Raw genomic sequence first — 19,478 nt, 5'->3', positions numbered from 1 at the left:
CTCCGTGGGCAACGACGTGTAGATGGTAGTCGATCACCGCGGGGCTTTTCTCCTCTCGTGTACGGACGACAGCGGCCCATATCTTATAAGATGCCGGGGCGAGGATCACCTGAAAGAAAGGAGCGCCGCCCTGCGAACCCTGGCCTACATCGTCACCGGCCTGTTCTCCGCCGCAGCGGTCGCGACCGAGTTCACGGATGCCCCGACCATCCTCGTCTTCATCCTGAGCGCCCTCGCGCTCATCGGGCTCGCCTGGGTGCTGGGACAGGCGACCGACAGCCTGGGCGCGCACGCCGGCCCGCGCATCGGCGGCATCCTGAACGCCACCTTCGGCAACGCAGCGGAGCTGATCATCACGATCTTCGCCCTCTCGGCCGGGCTCACCACCGTGGTGAAGGCCTCGATCATCGGCTCGGTCATAGGGAACGTGCTACTCGTCCTGGGCATGAGCGTGCTCTTCGGAGGACTCAAGAACGGCCCCCAGAAGTTCTCCCAGACCGTGGCCGGGGCGAACAGCGCGATGCTCGTCATCGTCGCCATAGGTCTCTCCATCCCCACCATCTTCGCGAACACCGGACCCCGGGAGGGTAACCTGGCGACCGAATACCTGAGCATCGGCGTCGCGGTGGTGCTCGTCGTCCTCTACATCCTGAGCCTCGTCTTCTACTTCACCGAACCAGAGGCCCCCTCCGGAACCGAAGAACCCCCGGCCTTCGGCCCCAGAGCCTCCGCCGGGCTCCTCGCTCTCTCAACGGGGGCGGTCTCCTGGATCTCGGAGATCTTCGTCGGCGCAATAGAACCCCTGGTCAAGGAGATCGGCATCTCAGAGCTCTTCATCGGCGTGATCCTGGTCCCGATCATCGGCAACGTGGCCGAACACGTCGTCGGCGTGAAGCTGGCCTACGAGAACAAGATAGAGTTCTCGATGTTCACCTCGGTCGGCTCCTCCCTGCAGGTGGCGCTGCTCGTCACCCCCGTGCTGGTCTTCCTGGGGCCCCTGCTCGGCCACCCACTGCACCTGACCTTCAGCGCCCTCGAACTAGGGTCCCTCGCCGCAGCCGCGATAGTCGCCGCCATCATCTCCCTCGACGGTCGCTCCAACTGGCTCGAAGGCGCCATGCTCTGCGGCGTCTACGCCGTGGTCGCCCTCGCTTTCTTCTTCTCCGGCTGAAAACCGGCCACCCGGCCCATCACCCACAAAATACCTGCACAACCCAAGAAACAACGCCGGAATCCGCCGGATGCCCCACTTGACAGGTGCCCGAGCAGGCGGTATCGTTCTGCGATATGTTTACCAAAGCAATAGACAAATCAGCCTTCCGGAGCCGGGATCGGGGGGCCGGAGAAAAGCGGGGTTGTTGATTTGGTTGAGCTGGCGCTCTTCGGTCTTCTGGTAGGGTTTCTGGTCGGGCTCACGGGGGTGGGCGGCGGTTCTCTGATGAGCCCGTTTCTGCTTTCGGTGGGCATACCGGCGCCCACGGCGGTCGGCACGGACCTGGCGTACGCGACGATCACGAAGCTCTTCGGCTCGGCGCAGCACCGCAGGCAGCGTTCGGTAAACCTGCAGGTGGTGGCGTACCTCGCGCTCGGGAGCGTCCCGGCGGGGCTGCTCGGGGTGTACACGGTGGATCGGCTGGAGAGGATCTACAGCGCCCGGAGCGTGGACGGGATACTCGGCACCGCGATCGCGGCGGTAGTGATCCTGGCCGGCCTCTCGCTCATCGCCCGGCACTTCATCCCGGAGAAGCCCGGCAGGAAGGGCAGGGTCGGCGGATGGGACGGGCAGAGCCCGATGAGCCTGCGCAGGAAGGCTCTCACCACGGCGCTGGGTGCGCTCGGCGGGTATCTCGTCGGCCTGACCTCGATCGGGTCGGGGACCATGATCGCGATAATCCTGCTGCTCGTCTACCCCCTCAGCTCGGTCGAGGTCGTCGGCACCGACGTGGCGCACGCGACGATACTGTCGTTCACCGTCGGGCTCGCGCATGCGATAAGCGGCAACGTCAGCTTCGAGATCACCGGCATACTGCTGCTCGGTGGCATCCCGGGCGTCCTCGTCGGCAGCCGCCTGGCCAAGGTGATCCCGGGCCGTCCACTGCGGCTCCTGCTCGCGGCGATGCTCATCTTCGTCGGCGTCAGGATGATCCTCTCGGGCTAGGCCTTCTCCGCCCGGAGCCCGTACATGAGCGGCACCTCCGGTACGTCATCCGGGGGGATCATGCGCCGTCCCGGAAGCTCGCGCATCCTCTCGAAGTGTCGCTCTCCGTTCGAGTAGGGGTATTCCCTGAGCTCCCGGACGAACAAACCGGCCCCGGCCAGGGCTGTGATCACCTCCCCGAGCCCCCAGCGGAACAGCACCGCCCGGTGCGGGTTCGAGAAGCCCTCCATCCCGGGCTCGAATCCCGCCGGGGTGAGTCCCCCTCCCGACTGGCCCACGTAGTCTCCGACCCCTTCCTCGAGCTCCTCGGGCACCCCGCCCGCGGGATAAGACCGGGAGTGCGACCAGTCGGCGGCGAACATGTCCGCCGCCGGGTGGAACTCGACGAGCACGAAGCACCCGCCGGGGGCGAGGATGCCCGAGATGGCGCGCGCCCAGCGACCGAGGTCCGGGATCCAGCAGACCACCCCGTAGGAGGCGAATGCTGCATCGAATCTCCTGCCGCCTTCCGCGGCCCGCTCCATCCAACCGCAGATCTCGGCCCGCTCGAAGCGGACCTCCACCCCGACCCTCTCGGCGAGGCTGCGGGCGGCGGCCACGGCCTCGTCGCTCATGTCCACCCCGGTAACCTCGGCCCCGAGGAGTGCCAGGCTCACGGAGTCCGGTCCGGCTCCCGACTGCAGGTGCAAAACCCTCTTCCCCGCGACGTCCCCGAGGAGCGAACGTTCCTCCGGGAAGAGCGCGCTCCCGCCCTCCCGCAGGAAGCCTGCCAGGGCCCCGCGGTGGCTCTCGTGAGCCTCGGCGGCGGCATTCCACGAACGGCGGTTCTCCTCCAGGAAGTCCTCTCCGAGACGCATCCCCACCGCCTCCTGAAGCACCTCTAAGAACCCTTCCACCGTCTCCTCCCAGCGCGGAAGTTCCCGGGCCCGCTGCAGCGCGACCCTCGACAGCGCCTCCCTGAGCCCGGCGTCCGAGAGGAGACGCCCGAGCGCGCCGCGCAGCCCTCTCCGGTCTCCCGGCGGGACGAGGATCCCGGCCTCCCCGACGAGCTCGGGAACCGGGCCGGTGTCGCAGGCGACGACCGGCAGCCCGAAAGACAGCGCCTCCGCGTAGACCAGCCCGTAACCCTCGTAGCGCGAGGGCAGGACGAAGATGTCCGATGCCGCGTAGAGCCGGGCGAGCTCCCCGTCCGCGACCGCGCCGACCGCCTCTACACCGGGGGTTTCACGCAGCGCATCCCGCACGACCGAGGCGTAGGACGGGTCGGCGTCCTGTTCTCCGGCGAGGATGAGGGACGCTTCTTCTGTCTCGAGCCCCGACCAGGCCTCCACGAGGTCGAGGATTCCCTTGCGCTCTATCCACTGGGCCACGCACAAAACACGCAGGGGCCCGGTCCGGCCCGCACCCCCCCGCCGGGCGGAGAGCCTGTCGAAACCCGGCGGGACCACGCGGATGCGCCCCGGTTCGACCCCTCGTTTCTCGAGGATCGCCTTTCCGTGCCGGCTGACGCACACCAAAAGGTTGGCGCGGAGAAGCGGGCCTTCGAAGCGGCGCTCGTAGAGCGCCCTCCCGGGGTCCGCGACCGCGGGCAACTCGTGCACCATCGCGACGAGGGGACGTTCTCTGCGCCAGCGGTCGAGGTGCGGAGCGCAGACGACCCTGGCGAGCGCGTCGACCACCACGACGTCGAAGGGACGCGGGTCGAAGGTGAGCCCGAAGCGCTGCGACGACGCCTCCTGCTCCCCGGGGGCAGCCCCGCAGGCGATAACCTCCTCGACCTCCAACCCCGCCCCCCGCAGCCCGGCCACGACGCGCGCGTCATACAGGTACCCCCCGGTCCTGCGCGAGGTATCCCCGACGGTGACGAAAGCGACCCGCACCGGCCTACAGGGCGTCCTCGCGGGCGGCGTAGGCCGAGGGGTTCTCCCAGACCCTCACGGTGAGGGCATCGAGCCCCCGGTCGCGCAGCGAAGGTGCCAGACGTTCCCAGCAGTAGTCGGCGATGGCCTCGGCGGTCGTGGGACCGGCCGAGAGGCCCTCGACCTCGTTCAGGTTGCGGTAGTGCAACGAGGCGGCGAGTTTCTCGACCGCGGGTTTGAGCTCCCCCAGGTCGTAGAGGGTGCCATCCTCCCGGAGGCTTTCTCCGCGGAGGATGACCTCGAGCCGGTAGGTGTGACCGTGGGTACGCGAGGCGGGCCCGAAGCCCTCCGGGAGGCTGTGCGCGGCCTCGAAGCCTGCTGCGACAAAGATCTCGTACATCTCTCACCCTCCCTCGTAGACGAAGACCGCCTGCACGACGTCCTCCGCCCCGCCGTCGAGCAGGCGGTAGGCCGCCGGTGCATCCTCGAGGTGGAAGCGGTGGGTGACGAACTCCTGTAGATGCAGACGGCCGAGCAGATCCAGGACGACCTCCATCCTGCGGCGGCGGTCCCAGCGCGGGGACGCCTCCGGCCCGATCCTGCCCACCTGAGAGGAGCGGATACGCACCCGCCCCCGGTGGAAGCGGCCGCCGAGCTGCAGGATCACGGGCTTCGTTCCATACCAGGATACGGCGACGACCGTCCCCTCGTCGGCCACCGAATCTATAGCCTGCTGCAGCGCCTCGCCCACACCGCTCACCTCCACCGCCACATCCGGGCGTCGCCCGCAGGATTTCAGGATGTCCTCCCCCGGCGCGAGCGCGGCGTCGGCCCCGATGGAGAGCGAGAGAGCTCGTCGTTTTTCACGCGGCTCGACCGTGACGACGCGACCGGCCCCGGCGAGGCGGAGCAGCTGCGCGATCATCATCCCCACCACCCCCTGCCCGAAGACCACCGCGGTCTCCCCGAGGAGCAACGGGGTGTCGTGGATGACGTTGAGCGCGGTCTCGAGGTTCGCCGCAAAGATCCCGAGCAGCGGATCGAGGTCCTCCGGCAACCGCACGGGCAGCCCGACCGGGACGCAGAAAACGCTCTGGTGCGGGTGGTGGACGAAGACGATGTCGTCCCGCCGCAGCCCTCCGGTCCCCTCGCCGACGTCGAGGACGCGCCCCACGACGGCGTAACCGTATTTGACCGGCAGGGCCAAGCTCCCCTCCAGCGTGGGGAGGTCGAGGTCGAGCCTGGGGGAGACCTCTCCCCGGTAGACGAGCATCTCGGTCCCTGAGCTTATCCCGGAATAGAGGGACTCCACACGCACCTCTCCCGGGCCGGGGGGCGGGACCTCGTGCTCGCGCAGCGCGGCCCGGCGCGGCCCCTCGAACCAGACGGCCCGGGCGGGAAGTGCCTCAGGCATTCGGGTACTCTATCGGGCTCTCCAGCAGGATATCCGCCCCGCAGCGCTCCACCGAGATCTCCGGGAGCACGAGCGAGTCGTCGAGGCTGGAGATTCCGAGGTCGCCAACGGCCTCTATCCCGCACCCGAGTATCTTCGGCGCGATGCAGACGCAGACCCTGTCCACCAGCCGCTCGCGCAACAGGGAGGTGATGAGCCTCGCTCCACCCTCGACCATCACGGATTTCACGCCCATCCCGCCGAGGTTCTCGAGCATCACCGCAAGATCAACCCGCCCCTCGCCGTCCTCCGGCAGGATCAGGATACGCGCTCCTAGCTTCTCGAGCCTCTCGCGCCGCTCCCCCGGGGCCCGAGCGGTTGTGGCGAGCACGGTACCCCTCGCCGCACCGCCGGCGAGGACCGCGGCCTCAGGAGGGGTGCGCAGGGTGCTGTCCACGACCACCCTGAGCGGGTCTCTGCCCGGCGCGTGTCGGACGGTGAGGCGCGGGTCGTCCGCGCGGGCCGTACCCACCCCGACCATCACCGCGTCGTGGCCGGCGCGCAGCGCGTGCGCGTGGCGGAGCGACTCAGGGCAGCTGATCCACTGCGAGGAGCCGCCCGAGGTCGCAAGCCGGCCGTCGAGCGTCTGGGCGTAGCTCACGGTGACGGAAGGTCTCGCTGCGTTCCCTGGGGGGGACATCTCCACTCCTCCAGCCTCGTCTCTTCGCAACCCAGGAGAAGGTTAACACGGCCCCACGGCGCGGAAGGGTCCGGGATCACACTCCGTTATACTGCCCCGGAGAAGATCACAAAGAGAGGGAGAAGGACTTGGGAGAGGACAGGATACTGCTCGAAGGCATGGTCTTTCACGGCTACCACGGCACGCTCTCCGCAGAGCGTGAGCTGGGCCAGCCCTTCGTCGTCGACGTCGAGATGAGATGCGACCTCAGGGAGGCAGGCCTCACCGACGACCTGAATAAAACCGTGGATTATGGCGAGGTCCACCGGCTCTCACGTGAGATCGTCGAGGGAGAGCCGGTGAACCTCACCGAGACGGTGGCCGAGAGGATCGCCGCTGCGATCCTGGAACATCACCCGAGGGTCGAAGAGGTGCGGGTGAAGGTCGCAAAGCCCCACGTCCGGCTCGAGAACACCGTTCTTGGGGGCTCGGCCGTCGAGGTCGTGAGGGAGCGGGCCTGAAGCTACCAGCGGTCCACGACCACGACCCCTAAGGTGCCGAAGTCCCCCATCGAGGCGAGCACGTCTCCGGCCTCCTCTATCGGGATGGTGCGTGAGACGAGCTTCTTCGGGGAGAGTTTGCCCTGCTCTATCATCGAGAGCATGTACGGATAGCTCACCGGCCCCATCCCGAGCGAGCCGATGAGCCGGATCTCCTTCTGCACGATCAGGTCGACCGGGAGCCCGATGACGCCGCGTTCGGCGCTGGTGGTGAGCCCTATCTGAAGGTGCCTGCCCCGCTTGCGCACGCTCCCAACCGAGGCCTGGCAGGTCTGGGCTATACCGAGGGCGTCGACCGAGACGTGGGCGCCGCCGCCGGTGATCTCCCGCACCGCCCGGGTCGCGTCGGTCTCCCTCGCGTTGACGGTCTCCACCGCCCCGATCTCACGCGCGAACTCCAGCTTGCGGTCGTCTATGTCCACGGCTATCACCCCGGCGCCGAGGGCGGTCGCGATCATCGTCGCCGAGAGCCCCACCCCGCCGCAGCCGTGCACCGCGACCCACTCGCCGGGGCGGACCTGCGCCTGATCCGCGAGCCCGTGGAAGGCGGTCATGAAGCGGCAGCCGATCGAAGCCGCCTCGACGAAGCCGACCGACTCCGGGAGGTTGACCAGGTTCACATCGGCGTGGGGCACGTGCACGTAGCGGCCGAAGGAGCCCCACTGGGTGAAGCCGATCAGACCGATGTTGTCGCAGACGTTGTGGTGGCCGGCGACGCACTCCGGGCAGGTGCCGTCCGCGACGTTGAACGGGACCACCACCCGCTCACCCGCCGAGTGGTGGCGCACCTCCGGCCCGACCTCTTCCACGACCCCGGCGAACTCGTGACCCAGCACGTGCGGCAGCGGCGGATTCACCCCGAACCAGTCCCAGTCCCCCTGCCAGGCGTGCCAGTCGCTGCGGCAGACCCCGTTCGCCTCCACCCGGACTATCGCACCGTCCGGGGCGCAGGAAGGCTCCTCGACCTCCCGGACGACGAGCGGCTCCCGCTGCTTCTCCATCACGGCGGCCTTCATGTCGCGTCTCCTTTCCCTTGACCCTGCAGGACCATTTTAAGCTCAGGAGGAGACGATCTGCACGTCCACCCCTTCTCCGATCTCGTAGATGAAGCGATCTATGACATCCCCGCGCCAGAATTTCTCCCACCTGCTACGACGCGGATGCCCCATGATGACGTAGGTGACGTTGTGCTCGCGGGCGAAGCGGACCAGCTCGGCCACCACGTCCTTCCCCTTGAGGACCACGACTTCTGCGCCGAGCTCGCGGGCGAACTGCAGGTTCTCCGAGATCTGACGCTGGGCGGTCGCGGAGAGCCTCTCCGGCGCCGTACGCGGGGTCTCGACGTAAACAGCGTACCAGTCGGTGTTCATCCTCCCCGCCACCCGGCTGCCTCGCCGCAGCAGGCTTCTGGCGTCAGGCTTGGAGCTCAGCGCGACCATCACCCGCTCTGGCTCTCCCGAGCGGGGGCCGTTCTCCCGGCGGGCGGTGTAGCGGGCCTCGAGGTCCCGGGCGGTCTCGTGCAGCGAGAGCTCCCGCAGGAGGGAGAGGTTCTCCTCGGTGAAGAAGTTCTCCAGCGCCTGCCGGACCCGCTCCGGCGGGTACACCCTGCCCTCCAGCAGCCTCTCCCGGAGGGTATCCACGGTCACATCGACGTTTATGAGCTCTGCACGCCGCACTATGCGGTCGGGGACGGTCTCGCGCACCTTTACGCCGGTGGCCCGCTCGACGAACTCGTTTACGCTCTCGAGGTGCTGGATGTTCATGGTAGAGAAGACGTCTATCCCGGCGGCGAGGATCTCCTCCACATCCTGGTAGCGCTTGGCGTTCTTGGAACCGGGGACGTTGGTGTGCGCCAGCTCGTCCACGAGCGCCACCTGAGGGTGGCGGAACATTACGGCCTCTGTATCCATCTCCTCGAGCAGGATACCCCTGTATTCGATCTTCTTCCTCGGGATAACCTCGAGATCGCCGATCATCTCCTCGGTCTCTCTCCTGCCGTGGGTCTCTATGTAACCGCACACCACATCCACCCCGGCACGCTTCAGGTCGTGGGCGTCGGCGAGCATCTTGTAGGTCTTTCCTACCCCGGCGGCGAAGCCAACGTAGATCGTCAGCCTCGCCTCATCCTCCTTCTCGAGCCGGGCGAGGTACTCCTCCGGTGAGCGTCTCAACTCAACTTCCCGTCCGTCCCCCCTGCCCTGAGAGCCTGTCGAGCGCCAGGTTGAGCTCCAGCACGTTAACCCGCGGCTCTCCCAGGAAGCCGAACTGGCGCCCGGTCGTGTACCGCTTTATAAGCTCCCTGACCCGCTGCAGCGGAAGCCCGCGGGCCTTCGCAACGCGTGCGGCCTGCAGCTCGGCGTTGGCCACCGAGATGTCCGGGTCGAGCCCGGAGCCCGAGGCGGTCACCGCGTCCACCGGCACCGGGGCACCGGGTGAGAGCCCGTTCTCCTTCCTGTAGGCCTCGACCCGCTCCCTCACCCGGGAGATGAGCTTCTTGTTCGTGGGGCCGAGGTTGCTGCCTCCGCTGTAGGAGGCGTTGTACGGGCGGGACTGGGTGGCGCTCGGACGGGGATGGAAGTAGCGCGGCGAAGTAAACTGCTGGCCGATGAGCTTCGAGCCAACGACCTCGCCGTCCTTCTCCAGAAGGCTGCCGTTGGCCTGATCCGGGAAGAGCACCTGCGCAACACCGGTGGTAACGAGCGGATACACCAGTCCGCAAACCAGCATGAAGAGGACCGCCGAGACGATTGCCGGCCGCAAGAGCGAGGTCATCGATGTACGTGTGCGCGGTTCCATACCTCTCCTCCTAGAAGGTTTTGCCGGCGAGCATCTGGAACTCCTCCGCCAGCGGGCCCAGGGCCCAGGAAGGGAAGAACGTCAGGCCACCGATGATCAGTATCACCCCGATCAGAGTGGCACCGAAAAGTGGTGTCGCGGTTGAGAAGGTTCCCTTGGTTTCAGGCAGCGTGCCCTTCCCCGCCAGAGATCCCGCCACGGCCAGAAGTGGCACCAGAGGCAGGTAGCGACCAGCAAGCATCGCGAGCCCTATCGTCGTGTTGTAGAAAGGTGTGTCGGCGGAGAGCCCCGCAAAGGCTGAGCCGTTGTTCTCCGTACCCGAGGTGAAAGCGTAGAGCACCTCGCTGAAGCCGTGGGCGCCGGGGTTGCCCAGGCCGTTCAGAGACCCCGGCCATACCATCGCCAGCGCGGTGAAACCCAGGATGCTCGCCGGGTAGATCAAGAGTGACACAACAACGAGGGTAATCTCCCGGGCATCGATCTTCTTGCCCAGAAACTCCGGGCTGCGGCCAACCATCAGACCGACGATGAATACGGCGAGGATGGCGTACGTCAGCAGGCTGACAAACCCTACCCCCTCTCCGCCGAAGACGGCATTGAGCTGCATGTTGATCAACGCTCCTAGTCCCCCGAGAGGGGTCAGGGAGTCGTGCATGTTGTCGACTGAGCCGGTCTGGGTCCCGGTCGTCACCGCAGTAAACAGACTGCTCTGGGAGATGCCAAAGCGCACCTCCTTACCCTCCATGTTACCCCCGCTCTGCGTCGAGGTGGGGGTCTGGTCCGCACCGACCTTGCTCAGAAGCGGATTTCCCGCCTGCTCGGAGGAGTAGATCAGGGCAACGGATCCCACAAGCAAAACCAGGAAGACTGCGAAGAACACCACCCCCTGTCTCTCGCGGGAGAGCATCCTCCCGAAAGCATGGATGACCGAGGCCGTAATCAGCAGCATCGCCAGTATCTGCAGCGCACCGGTCAGCGGCGTGGGATCCTCATAGGGGTGAGCTGAGTTTGCGTTGAAATAACCCCCACCATTGTTGCCGAGATGTTTTATAGCGTCCAGGCTGGCCACCGGACCACGGGCTATCTCCTGGATCCCCCCCTGCAGAGTGTGCGCAACCACCGAGGGCGAGAGCGTCTGAGGCACTCCCTGCCATACCAGTACCAGCGCGAGCAGGAAAGATAGAGGGAGCTGCAGGCGCAGGATGATACGCGTGAGATCCACCCAGAAGTTGCCAAGCTCTGCCAACCCGCTGCGAGATAGCCCCCGTATCACGGCGGCCGCAGCAGCCAGCCCGGTAGCGGGGGCGAAGACCTGCATGAAAGTCACGAAGAGCATCTGTTCAAGATAGGACAGGCTAACCTCACCCGCGTAGCTTTGCCAGTTGGTGGTGGTGACAAAAGAAGAGGATGTATTGAAGGCCTGATCCGGATCTTGCGGTGGCAGATGCCCGGTATCCAGTGGTAGGAGAGCCTGCAACCTCAGCACCAGGTATCCAAGGAGCATGGACGCCGCACAGACGGATAGCAGGGAGAGAGAATATCTTTTCCAGCCCATCTCATCGTCCGGCCTTATGCCGAGCAGCCTGTAAATCATCCTCTCTGGCAGCAGGTGTCTCTCTCCCTCGAAGATCCAGACCAGATATCGTCCGAGCGGCACAGCCAACAGGCTCAAAACGACGAGTATGACTATGATCTGCAAAATCCCGTACAGCATCAGGCTTCCCTTCATCCTTGATAGAGGTACATCAGCGAAAGTACGAAGGTTACGAAGAAGACCAGAAACAACGGCCCCCACACCTCTTTCACCATCGCCCCCTCCGGTCAGATCTTCTCTAGAGCCAGGGTGAAGAAGCCCATGATCCCGAAGCACACCAGCGTGATGAGAACGTAGAGCACATCTCCCAAGGCATCCTCCTAACCGAGGCTCAGCGCGCTGAGCACGAGATCGATGATCTTTATCCCCACGAAAGGTGCCACCACCCCTCCTACACCGTAGATGAGCAGGTTGCGCCGCAGCAGAGTGTTTGCGCCCAGCGGGCGGTAGCGCACCCCCCGCAGCGCCAGCGGGATGAGGAGCGGGATGATTAGCGCGTTGAAGATCACCGCCGAGAGGATCGCGCCCTGCGGCGTGGCCAGACGCATGATGTTGAGGGCGGAGAGCTGCGGGTAGGCGACCACGAAGATCGCCGGGATTATCGCGAAGAACTTCGCCACGTCGTTCGCCACCGAGAACGTGGTGAGAGCCCCACGCGTTATGAGCAATTGCTTGCCGATCTCGACGACCTCGATGAGCTTGGTCGGGTCGGAGTCGAGGTCGACCATGTTCCCCGCCTCTTTGGCCGCCTGGGTACCGGAGTTCATCGCGAGCCCGACATCCGCCTGGGCGAGCGCCGGGGCATCGTTGGTACCGTCTCCCGACATGGCGATGAGGTGCCCTTTCTTCTGCTCGGCGCGGACGAAATCCAGCTTGCCCTCCGGCGTGGCCTCGGCTATGAAGTCGTCCACCCCGGCCTCCCTCGCGATAAAAGCCGCCGTCTTCGGGTTGTCCCCGGTGATCATGACCGTGCGGATCCCGGCGGCCCTGAGACGGTCGAAGCGTTCGCGCATCCCCGGTTTTATGATGTCTTCCAGCTGGATTATCCCGATGATCTTATGATCGACGCCCACGGCGAGCGGCGTACCACCCTTCTCCGAGATCTCATCGGCCACCTGCTCCAGATTCTCCGGGATTCCGCCGTCTCTCTCGGCCCACTTCTTCACGGCGTCGACGGCCCCTTTGCGTATCCCGGTCCCGTCCGGAAGGTCTACCCCGCTCATCCTGGTCTGGGCGGTGAACGGAACGAACCGCGCTCCACCAGGGTTCTCCCGCTCTACACCCTGCTCTTCTGCCAGTTCGACTATGGAGCGCCCCTCGGGGGTCTCGTCGGCGAGCGAGGAGAGGTAGGCGAACCGCCTAAGGTTCTCCTCGGTGTTCCCACCGAGCGGCACGAAGCGCGTCGCCCTCCGGTTGCCTAGCGTGATGGTCCCGGTCTTGTCCAGAAGCAGCGTGTCCACGTCCCCTGCAACCTCGACGGCCCGGCCACTCTTGGCCAACACGTTCGCCCTGACGGCCCGGTCCATCCCGGCGATGCCTATCGCCGAGAGCAGCGCTCCGATGGTCGTGGGTATCAGACAAACCAGCAGGGCGACGAGGGTGGTCACACCGACCGGCTTCCCGGTGTAGATCGAGAAGGGCAGTAGCGTCACGGTGACGATCAGGAAGATCGCGGTGAGTGCGGCGAGCAGGATCGTCAGGGCCACCTCGTTCGGCGTCTTCTGGCGGCTCGCCCCCTCGACGAGCGAGATCATGGTATCCAGAAAACTCTGTCCCGGCTCGGAGGTGACCTCGACGACTATCCTGTCGGAGAGCACCCTGGTGCCCCCGGTCACGCTGGATCGGTCCCCGCCGGCCTCTCTTATCACCGGGGCCGATTCCCCGGTTATCGCCGACTCGTCCACCGAGGCTATCCCCTCCACGATCGTGCCGTCGGCCGGGATGATCTCCCCCTCCTCAACGACGAAGAGGTCCCCTTTCTTCAGCTCGGTGCTGCTCACCCTCTCCTCCCGACCGTCCACGAGCCTCCTCGCCGGGGTCTCCGAGCGGGTCTTCCTGAGCGACTCGGCCTGCGCTCTTCCCCGGGCCTCGGCGAGGCCCTCCGCGAAGTTGGCGAACAGCAGGGTGATCAGGAGCAGAAAGAAGATCGCCAGGTTGTAACCGGTCAGGGACGAGCCGGTGAAAAGGCCGTACCCGCTCAGAAAGCCCACGACCACCGTCCCCACCTCGACCACGAACATGACGGGGTTTCTCACCATTTCCCGCGGGTCGAGCTTCTTGAACGACTCCGCCGCCGCCTGCCTGGAAAGCTCGGGGTCGAAGATCCCTCTGGAACGTGCCAGGTTGCGCGGGCGCTGCTCTTTCGGAATCCTCTGGGGGGAAGCCATCCTAAAACCTCCCCGGACGCACGATCACGTAAAGCAGATAGATGATCAAAACCAGCGAGAGGAGCCCGAGCACCAGGTATCCGGCCACGCTCATCCCATCCACCTCTGTCGAAGAACCTGCAACCTCATGACCTGCACGACCGGCGGCTCGCAATCTTCCCGTACGACCGGGCCAAAGACCTCGACGTACTCTCCTATGTAGTCGCTGAGACGGTAGACTTCGCTGCGTAAGCCATAAAGGTAGAGAGCGCACTCCGGATCCATCAGCCCATAGGCAACTCCACAACGGACCAGCAGGAGATTCCATTCTGTCCGGACCACCCCCCGCACACCCTCCAGGGAACCACCGACATCGGACCCACCCGCCGGGCTTCCTTCTTCTCGCTTCACCGTCTCCGCACCCGGATTCCTCATTCGGCCAACCCATCCTCGAATTCGATGACGTAGACCCACTCGTCCCTCTCGGGAGAAATCGAAGAGTGGACGTATAGAACCCGCCTGCCCGTACAACCTTCGAGCCTCCCGGAGAGTTCCTCCGCCCCTGAACGGAAGACCTGCTCCCGCAGGTCTTTCACCGTGTTCCTCCCCTGGACGGTGTCGACGAGGCGCCGCTCGAAGACGGTCAACACGCCACAACAGCGCACCACCGCCAGGGCATCGATCATGTAGGTGTGGATACGGTCCGGGCCACGGCCGATGATCTTCCGCAGAAAGGCCATGACCTCGTCGCTGATGACAGCCTCGGTCCTGCTCTGCCTGTGCGCCACAGATACGCCGCACCTCCTGCTTCCTGGATGCGGCAACGGCAAAGGGCCGGTGCCGCATCGCACCTCCACCTCAGTAGAGGGGTCGCAGCTACCGGCCCCATGTCCGCTGGCCCTCCCCCGCAAGGGAAAGGACCGCAGAGACTGGTCCGAGTAGATTCTGACCATCCCGCAGCATCCAGGTGGTTCCGCCCGCAACCACCAAAACCATCCCGAATGCAGCGGGCGCCCTCTTTCCTTACAGCCTACGAGGTTAGCTGACGGGTTCGGGCCGAAAGAGCTAAGCCCTACACCGGACCGCACCGGCGATTCACCCCAGGGGCAAGGCCCCACTCGGGTCCCCCGCTCTCCTCAACTTCGAGGAGATTCGGCTTCTCAGCATGTATTCAGTTGTAATTTTATTATATCACGCTGTTCAGCCTCAGGAGCAATCTTTTGCAAGCCGGTTCAAGCAACCCACCTCCAGGTGACGAACAGCGCCGTGAGCGTTGCACCTACGAATGAGCTCAGGATGAGCCACAGGAAGAGGGCCTTCCTGCTGCGGGAGAGGGTTACCCCGAGCGCGATGAAGAACGGGAACGCATCGAGAAGGAATCGGGGCAGGCTCATGAGCGGGAACAGGGGTGAAGGTGTGAGCAGGGGCACGAGCACGAGGGCCAGCGCGTAGAGGCTCAACCCCGGCGGGAGCACGAAGACCCCGAAAACCATCACGGCGAGGAAGAGGGTGAAGAACGCGAGGTTGAGGGTGTTCGAGGCGGCGAGCGAAGGTTCCGGAAGCGTGCTCACGAAGAGAGCGTGCGGCTCGGCGAGGTAGCGGGCACCCTCCCTCGCGCTCCTCCACGCCATCCGGGCGGTCGCGAGCGGATCGGTCAGCGTGCGTCCCCAGTAGGCCCGCTGCTGCCGGGCGAAGACGAGCGGGTCTCCGAAGCGCCCGGCGAGGTAGAGCGCGTAGGCGCAGAGCCCGGCGGGGACCACCGCTATCTCAGCGAGCCCCCGCCGACCGAACTCCCTGCGATTGCGCACCCACTCGAGAAAGAGCGGCAGGAGGAGCAACACCCCGAGGTTGCGGGTCGCCGCGGCGAGCGCTCCGAGGAAGCCGGCGAGGAGCAGGTCGCGCCGCACCAAGGCGGCCCAGAGGCACCCGGCCGAGAGCGCGAGGAAGAGGCTCTCGGTATAGACCGCGTTCAGGAAGAACGCCGTAGGGAAGAAGGCGAGCGTGAGCACCGAGGCGCGGGCCGCCCGGTCGCCGTGCAACCGCGCGGCCGTCTCGTAGACGAAGTAGAAGGCGAAGGGGAGAGCGGCGAGCGAGACGGCGACACCCCACGGCGCCACCCCACCTCCCAGGCGCACCCCGAGGTGCACCAGCAGCGGATAGAGCGGGAAGAAAGCCGTGCTCTCGGGGGCGTGCAGGCCGTAGCCGGAGGTCGCGATCCCGGAGTACCACGCCCCGTCCCAGTTCGCCCAGTAGCCCAGTACCCCTCGGGGGCCGGGGATGCCGCCGGGACGGGCCTGCGGCAGGAGAAAATGAGCGAGCGCCCCCACCCCGAGAAAGAAGGCGCGGGAGAGGACGAAGGTCCAGAAGACGAAACGGAGGGGGCTGCCCTCCCGCCGCGTCCTCCTAGTAGCGGAGGTTCGGGCCACGGCTTATCGCCCAGCAGGCCCCGGCGAAGCAGACGGCGGCGAGGAAGAAGACCACGGCGAGCGCCGGGAGGATGTCGAGATCCGAGATGCCGAGAGCCGCGTAGCGGGCGGCGTCCACGGTGTGGAAGATCGGGTCGAAGAGCGTCGCCACCTTCAGCGGGTGCGGCAGCATCCTGACCGAGTAGAAGACACCGCCGAGAAAAGCGAGCGGCTGGATTATGACGTTGCCCATGAAGGAGATGTGGTCTATCCGGGTCGAGACGACCCCCACGATCACGCCGAGCGAGGAGAACGCGAACGCGGCGAGGGCCCAGACCGCGAGCAGAAGCAGCGGGTTCTCGGCCCCGGTCCTGGCGAAGGGCATCCCGACCAGGAAGACCCCGCAGCCCACGATCACGCCGCGCAGCGTCCCGCCCAGAGAGTATGCCAGCGCGATCTGCAGGTCGCTCATCGGGCTCGCGAGGACATCGTCTATGTAGCGCTCGCGTTTGGCGTCGAAGACCGAGCTCGAAGTGTTCGAGTACGCCCCGGTCACCAGGCTCATCGTCGCGATCCCGGGGAGGATGTACTGCAGATAGGGGATGCCCTCTATCTCCTTTATCCTCCCACCGAGCGCGAACCCGAAGACGACGACGTACAGAAGCGAGGTCAGAAGGGGGGGCACGATCGTCTGGGACCACACCCGCAGAAAGCGCAGCACCTCGCGCTTGAGCAGCGTCAGGAACCCTCTGTCAACTATCAGCATGGATCACCTTCATGTAGACCTCTTCGATGCTCGACGCACCGTGCCTCTCCTCGAGCTCCCCGACGGTACCCCTGTCGGCGATCCTGCCGCCCGAGATCAGGGCGACCTCCTCACAGAGCTCCTCCGCCTCCTCCATGTAGTGGGTGGTGAGCACGATCGTGAGCCCCCCGCGGTTGAGCTCGCGGATGTAGCTCCAGAGGCTGTAGCGCAGCTCGACGTCGACCCCGGCCGTCGGCTCGTCGAGGAAGAGTATCCCGGGGTCGTGCATCAGCGCCCGGGCGAACATAACCCGCCGCTTCATCCCGCCGGAGAGGGTGTTGGTGCGGGCGTTCCTCTTGTCGGAGAGCCCGAAGCGCTCCAGCAGCTCCGCCGCCCGCTCGCGCGCCTTGCGCTTCGGGACGCCGTAGTAACCCGCGTGGTACAAAAGCGTCTCCTCGACCGTGAGGAACTTGTCGAGGTTCACCTCCTGGGGCGAGACCCCGACCATGCGCCGCGCCCGCCGGAAGTCGCGGATGGCGTCGTGGCCGAAGACCTCGATGTTCCCGGAGTCGGGCCGGGCCAGGTTGACGATGCTGCTTATGAAGGTCGTCTTGCCCGCACCGTTGGGCCCCAGGAGCCCGAAGAAGGTCCCGGGCTCTATCTCGAGCGAGACGCCGTCGAGGGCCACGAGCCCTCCAGGGTAGGTTTTCCTGAGCTTTTCGACCTTGAGCGCCGGGACCGTCTTCACCCGGCGCTCCTCTCTCCTGTCGTTCCATCCTGCATACCGCAGGAGAGTTTAACGCGAACCGGACGATCCGTTCTTCCCGCGCTCGATCCGCACTTTCCCCTCCTCATCCAGCACGAGAGCGGCTGAGTAGGTCCCGCCGGATCTGCTCCTGAATCCCTTGAGCACCCCGGTCTTCCGCTGCTCGAGCAGTCGCCTCGCCTGCGCCTCGCTCACCCGCTTGCCGGAGATGGTCTTCCAGATGGCGAAGTCGCATCCGGTCCCCCTCCACGCGGAGCAGGAGTACGCCTTCTTCGTCTCGACGACCGGGGAGCCGCACTTCGGACAGGCGCCGATTGAACCGTCGGCAGGCTGCGGCACCTTCTCTCCCGCCTTACGGCGCACCTCCTCGACGAGCTCCTTCGTGAAGGTTTCTATCCCCGCCATGAAGCGCCGTCGGTCTTCCTCGCCGCGCTCCATCTTCGCCAGGCGCTCCTCCCAGCGGGCGGTCATCTCGGGGGAGGCGAGCGACCCATCCCCGACGAGCGCGACGAGCCGGCGGCCCTTCCGGGTGGGCACGAGCACCTTCTTCTCCCGCTCGACGTAGCCGACCTGGATCAAGCGTTCTATGATCGCCGCGCGGGTCGCGGGCGTGCCGAGGCCGGAGTCCTTCATCCGCTGCCGCAGTTCCTCGTCCTCGACGAGCCTGCCGGCGGTCTCCATCGCCCCGAGGAGCGTCGCCTCCGAGTAGCGCGGCGGGGGTTTGGTCTTCCCCTCCTTCACCGCCACATCGGCCACCGCCCACTCCTGCCCCTCCTCGACGGACGGCAGGAGTGGGGGCTCCTTCTCCCTCCTCCCGCCGACGCCGTCGGGGTAGAGCGCCCTCCAGCCGGCTTCGAGCACCACCCTGCCGCGGGAGAGGAAAGCATCCTCCCCGACGGCGGTGACGACCGTGGTGTGCTCGAAACGGGCCTCGGGGAAAAAGACCGCGAGAAAGCGCCGGAAGACGAGATCCAGCACCCTCGCCTCGTCCGGCGGGAGCTCGCCCGAAGGGCGTCTCCCGGTAGGGATGATCGCGTGGTGGTCGGTCACCTTCGCGTCGTCCACGATACGCCTCCCACGCGGGAGCTCCGGAAGCGAGAGAAGTTTCGAGGCGAACGGTTCGAGCGCTGGCAGCGCCCCCGCCGCAACGATGCGCCTCTCGAGCGTGGGGACGACGTCCTTCGAGAGGTAACGGCTCGAGGTGCGGGGGTAGGTGATGAGCTTGCGCCGCTCGTAGAGGCTCTGGGCGGCTTTCAGGGTGCGCTCCGCGGTGAAGCCGAAGCGGGCGTTGGCGTCGCGCTGCAGCGCGGTGAGGTCGTAGAGGAGCGGGGGCCGCTCGGAAGCCACCTTTTTCCGTACCCGGCGCACCAACCCCATACCACCGCGTACCCTCTCTGCTATCCGCTCCGCCGCCTCCTTCTCCCCAAGGCGGCTCTCCTTGCCTTTGAACCACACGCCCTCGTAGGAGTCGCCGCCGCGGGAGAAGCGGGCGCGCACGGTCCAGAACGTCTCGGGGGTGAAGCCCTCTATCTCACGCTCGCGGTCTACGAGGAGCCTCAGCGTCGGGGTCTGGACGCGCCCGACGGAGAGGACGTCGCCGGGGCGGGAGAAGCGAACCGAGAAGGCACGGGTGGCGTTCATCCCCACGATCCAGTCGGCCTCGCTGCGGCTCCTGGCGGCGTCCTCGAGCGGGCACATCTCGCGCGCGTCCCTCAGGGAAGCGAACCCCTCCCGGATCGCCTCGGGGGTGAGCGCGGAGATCCAGAGCCGCTTCACCGGCCTGTCGCACCCCGAGAGCCGGTAGAGGCGGGAGAAGATGAGCTCTCCCTCCCTCCCCGCGTCGCAGGCGTTCACGACCTCCTCGACCTCGGGGCTGCACAGCAGCCGCTTTACGATCCGAAATTGCTCTCGGGTCTTCGGGGAGACGACGACCCTGAACCTATCGGGCAGGATCGGCAGATCTTCGAGCCGCCAGCTCTTGTAGCGCTCGCCGTAGGCCTCCGGCGGGGCGAGCTCCGCGAGGTGTCCGAGCGCCCAGGTCGCGATCCAGCCGCTCCCAACGAGACACCCCTCACCCCGGCGGTGACGTCCCAGGGCGTTCGCGATATCCCGTGCCACCGAAGGCTTCTCGGCGACGATGAGCTTCATGCGCCGAGT

At 66.2% G+C, this 19,478-nt stretch carries 18 protein-coding genes and 1 riboswitch; of the genes, 3 read left to right on the top strand and 15 right to left on the bottom strand.

Going from position 1 to position 19,478, the window contains the following annotated elements; genetic code table 11:
* The first annotated feature begins 22 nt into the window (after positions 1–22).
* The gene (gene cax, locus AC6EKW_RS10655; RefSeq protein WP_498514363.1) at positions 23–1,171 is read left to right on the top strand and encodes a calcium/proton exchanger; all 1,149 of its coding nucleotides are present in this window, start codon (positions 23–25) and stop codon (positions 1,169–1,171) included.
* Positions 1,172–1,363: 192 nt separating this feature from the next.
* Positions 1,364–2,158 carry a sulfite exporter TauE/SafE family protein gene (locus AC6EKW_RS10650; RefSeq protein ID WP_498514362.1) on the top strand — a complete coding sequence of 265 codons (795 nt, stop codon included), beginning with the start codon at positions 1,364–1,366 and terminating at the stop codon, positions 2,156–2,158.
* Here the strand turns inward: AC6EKW_RS10650 and AC6EKW_RS10645 are convergent.
* The 4 genes from AC6EKW_RS10645 to AC6EKW_RS10630 are packed head-to-tail and all read right to left on the bottom strand — an operon-like array spanning position 2,155 to position 6,110.
* Positions 2,155–4,038 carry a glycosyltransferase gene (locus tag AC6EKW_RS10645; RefSeq protein WP_498514361.1) on the bottom strand — a complete coding sequence of 628 codons (1,884 nt, stop codon included), beginning with the start codon at positions 4,036–4,038 and terminating at the stop codon, positions 2,155–2,157. The genes AC6EKW_RS10650 and AC6EKW_RS10645 overlap by 4 nt on opposite strands.
* A 4-nt stretch (positions 4,039–4,042) precedes the next feature.
* Positions 4,043–4,417 carry a 6-pyruvoyl trahydropterin synthase family protein gene (locus tag AC6EKW_RS10640; protein ID WP_498514360.1) on the bottom strand — a complete coding sequence of 125 codons (375 nt, stop codon included), beginning with the start codon at positions 4,415–4,417 and terminating at the stop codon, positions 4,043–4,045.
* 3 nt (positions 4,418–4,420) lie between these two features.
* Positions 4,421–5,431 carry a zinc-dependent alcohol dehydrogenase gene (locus AC6EKW_RS10635; protein WP_498514359.1) on the bottom strand — a complete coding sequence of 337 codons (1,011 nt, stop codon included), beginning with the start codon at positions 5,429–5,431 and terminating at the stop codon, positions 4,421–4,423.
* A complete protein-coding gene (locus tag AC6EKW_RS10630) occupies positions 5,424–6,110 on the bottom strand; it encodes a RibD family protein (protein ID WP_498514358.1) in 687 nt (228 codons plus the stop codon). Before AC6EKW_RS10630 ends, AC6EKW_RS10635 begins: the two co-directional genes overlap by 8 nt.
* A 128-nt stretch (positions 6,111–6,238) precedes the next feature.
* On the opposite strand from AC6EKW_RS10630, the gene folB reads away from it, so the two are divergent.
* On the top strand, positions 6,239–6,610 hold the full coding sequence (gene folB / locus AC6EKW_RS10625) for a dihydroneopterin aldolase (RefSeq protein ID WP_273843546.1): 372 nt from the start codon (positions 6,239–6,241) through the stop codon (positions 6,608–6,610).
* Positions 6,611–6,612: 2 nt separating this feature from the next.
* Here the strand turns inward: folB and AC6EKW_RS10620 are convergent, their stop codons facing one another.
* The 11 genes from AC6EKW_RS10620 to AC6EKW_RS10570 form a co-directional block, all read right to left on the bottom strand.
* Positions 6,613–7,665 carry a zinc-dependent alcohol dehydrogenase family protein gene (locus AC6EKW_RS10620; RefSeq protein ID WP_498514357.1) on the bottom strand — a complete coding sequence of 351 codons (1,053 nt, stop codon included), beginning with the start codon at positions 7,663–7,665 and terminating at the stop codon, positions 6,613–6,615.
* Positions 7,666–7,707: 42 nt separating this feature from the next.
* On the bottom strand, positions 7,708–8,820 hold the full coding sequence (locus AC6EKW_RS10615; protein WP_498514356.1) for a universal stress protein: 1,113 nt from the start codon (positions 8,818–8,820) through the stop codon (positions 7,708–7,710).
* A 1-nt stretch (position 8,821) separates the two neighbouring features.
* On the bottom strand, positions 8,822–9,445 hold the full coding sequence (gene kdpC, locus AC6EKW_RS10610) for a potassium-transporting ATPase subunit KdpC (RefSeq protein ID WP_498514355.1): 624 nt from the start codon (positions 9,443–9,445) through the stop codon (positions 8,822–8,824).
* A 10-nt stretch (positions 9,446–9,455) separates the two neighbouring features.
* Entirely contained in the window at positions 9,456–11,159 is a 1,704-nt protein-coding gene (gene kdpA / locus AC6EKW_RS10605; protein ID WP_273843555.1) for a potassium-transporting ATPase subunit KdpA, read from the bottom strand.
* A 200-nt stretch (positions 11,160–11,359) separates the two neighbouring features.
* Positions 11,360–13,426 (bottom strand): potassium-transporting ATPase subunit KdpB, encoded by a 2,067-nt coding sequence (gene kdpB, locus AC6EKW_RS10600; RefSeq protein WP_498514354.1) that lies wholly within the window; start codon positions 13,424–13,426, stop codon positions 11,360–11,362.
* Between the two features lies 1 nt (position 13,427).
* Positions 13,428–13,520, bottom strand: coding sequence for a potassium-transporting ATPase subunit F (locus AC6EKW_RS10595; RefSeq protein ID WP_498514353.1), 93 nt, complete (start codon positions 13,518–13,520; stop codon positions 13,428–13,430).
* A gap of 316 nt (positions 13,521–13,836) precedes the next feature.
* Positions 13,837–14,193 carry a Na-translocating system protein MpsC family protein gene (locus AC6EKW_RS10590; protein ID WP_273843563.1) on the bottom strand — a complete coding sequence of 119 codons (357 nt, stop codon included), beginning with the start codon at positions 14,191–14,193 and terminating at the stop codon, positions 13,837–13,839.
* A gap of 224 nt (positions 14,194–14,417) precedes the next feature.
* Positions 14,418–14,573, bottom strand: a riboswitch (cyclic di-AMP (ydaO/yuaA leader).
* A 64-nt stretch (positions 14,574–14,637) separates the two neighbouring features.
* Positions 14,638–15,831, bottom strand: coding sequence for a putative hexosyltransferase (locus AC6EKW_RS10585; protein WP_498514352.1), 1,194 nt, complete (start codon positions 15,829–15,831; stop codon positions 14,638–14,640).
* Entirely contained in the window at positions 15,809–16,576 is a 768-nt protein-coding gene (locus AC6EKW_RS10580) for an ABC transporter permease (protein ID WP_273886608.1), read from the bottom strand. Before AC6EKW_RS10580 ends, AC6EKW_RS10585 begins: the two co-directional genes overlap by 23 nt.
* Complete coding sequence (locus AC6EKW_RS10575) at positions 16,563–17,303, bottom strand: ABC transporter ATP-binding protein (RefSeq protein ID WP_273886607.1); 741 nt, start codon at positions 17,301–17,303, stop codon at positions 16,563–16,565. The genes AC6EKW_RS10580 and AC6EKW_RS10575 overlap by 14 nt, the downstream gene beginning before the upstream one ends.
* 48 nt (positions 17,304–17,351) lie before the next feature.
* Positions 17,352–19,469 (bottom strand): DNA topoisomerase III, encoded by a 2,118-nt coding sequence (locus tag AC6EKW_RS10570; RefSeq protein WP_498514351.1) that lies wholly within the window; start codon positions 19,467–19,469, stop codon positions 17,352–17,354.
* Positions 19,470–19,478 lie beyond the last annotated feature (9 nt).

Source organism: Rubrobacter sp. M3-4 (assembly GCF_059772285.1).
The sequence above is the reverse complement of the archived record's forward strand: the minus strand, read 5'-3'. Positions and strand labels throughout refer to the sequence as shown.

Bases quoted from the DNA above. Each gene is read 5' to 3' on its own strand.
- cax (WP_498514363.1), top strand. From the start codon at position 23: ATGGTAGTCGATCACCGCGGGGCTTTTCTCCTCTCGTGTACGGACGAC.
- AC6EKW_RS10640 (WP_498514360.1), bottom strand. From the start codon at position 4,417: ATGTACGAGATCTTTGTCGCAGCAGGCTTCGAGGCCGCGCACAGCCTC.
- AC6EKW_RS10635 (WP_498514359.1), bottom strand. From the start codon at position 5,431: ATGCCTGAGGCACTTCCCGCCCGGGCCGTCTGGTTCGAGGGGCCGCGC.
- AC6EKW_RS10630 (WP_498514358.1), bottom strand. From the start codon at position 6,110: ATGTCCCCCCCAGGGAACGCAGCGAGACCTTCCGTCACCGTGAGCTAC.
- AC6EKW_RS10620 (WP_498514357.1), bottom strand. From the start codon at position 7,665: ATGAAGGCCGCCGTGATGGAGAAGCAGCGGGAGCCGCTCGTCGTCCGG.
- kdpC (WP_498514355.1), bottom strand. From the start codon at position 9,445: ATGGAACCGCGCACACGTACATCGATGACCTCGCTCTTGCGGCCGGCA.
- kdpA (WP_273843555.1), bottom strand. From the start codon at position 11,159: ATGCTGTACGGGATTTTGCAGATCATAGTCATACTCGTCGTTTTGAGC.
- kdpB (WP_498514354.1), bottom strand. From the start codon at position 13,426: ATGGCTTCCCCCCAGAGGATTCCGAAAGAGCAGCGCCCGCGCAACCTG.
- AC6EKW_RS10595 (WP_498514353.1), bottom strand. From the start codon at position 13,520: ATGAGCGTGGCCGGATACCTGGTGCTCGGGCTCCTCTCGCTGGTTTTG.
- AC6EKW_RS10580 (WP_273886608.1), bottom strand. From the start codon at position 16,576: ATGCTGATAGTTGACAGAGGGTTCCTGACGCTGCTCAAGCGCGAGGTG.
- AC6EKW_RS10570 (WP_498514351.1), bottom strand. From the start codon at position 19,469: ATGAAGCTCATCGTCGCCGAGAAGCCTTCGGTGGCACGGGATATCGCG.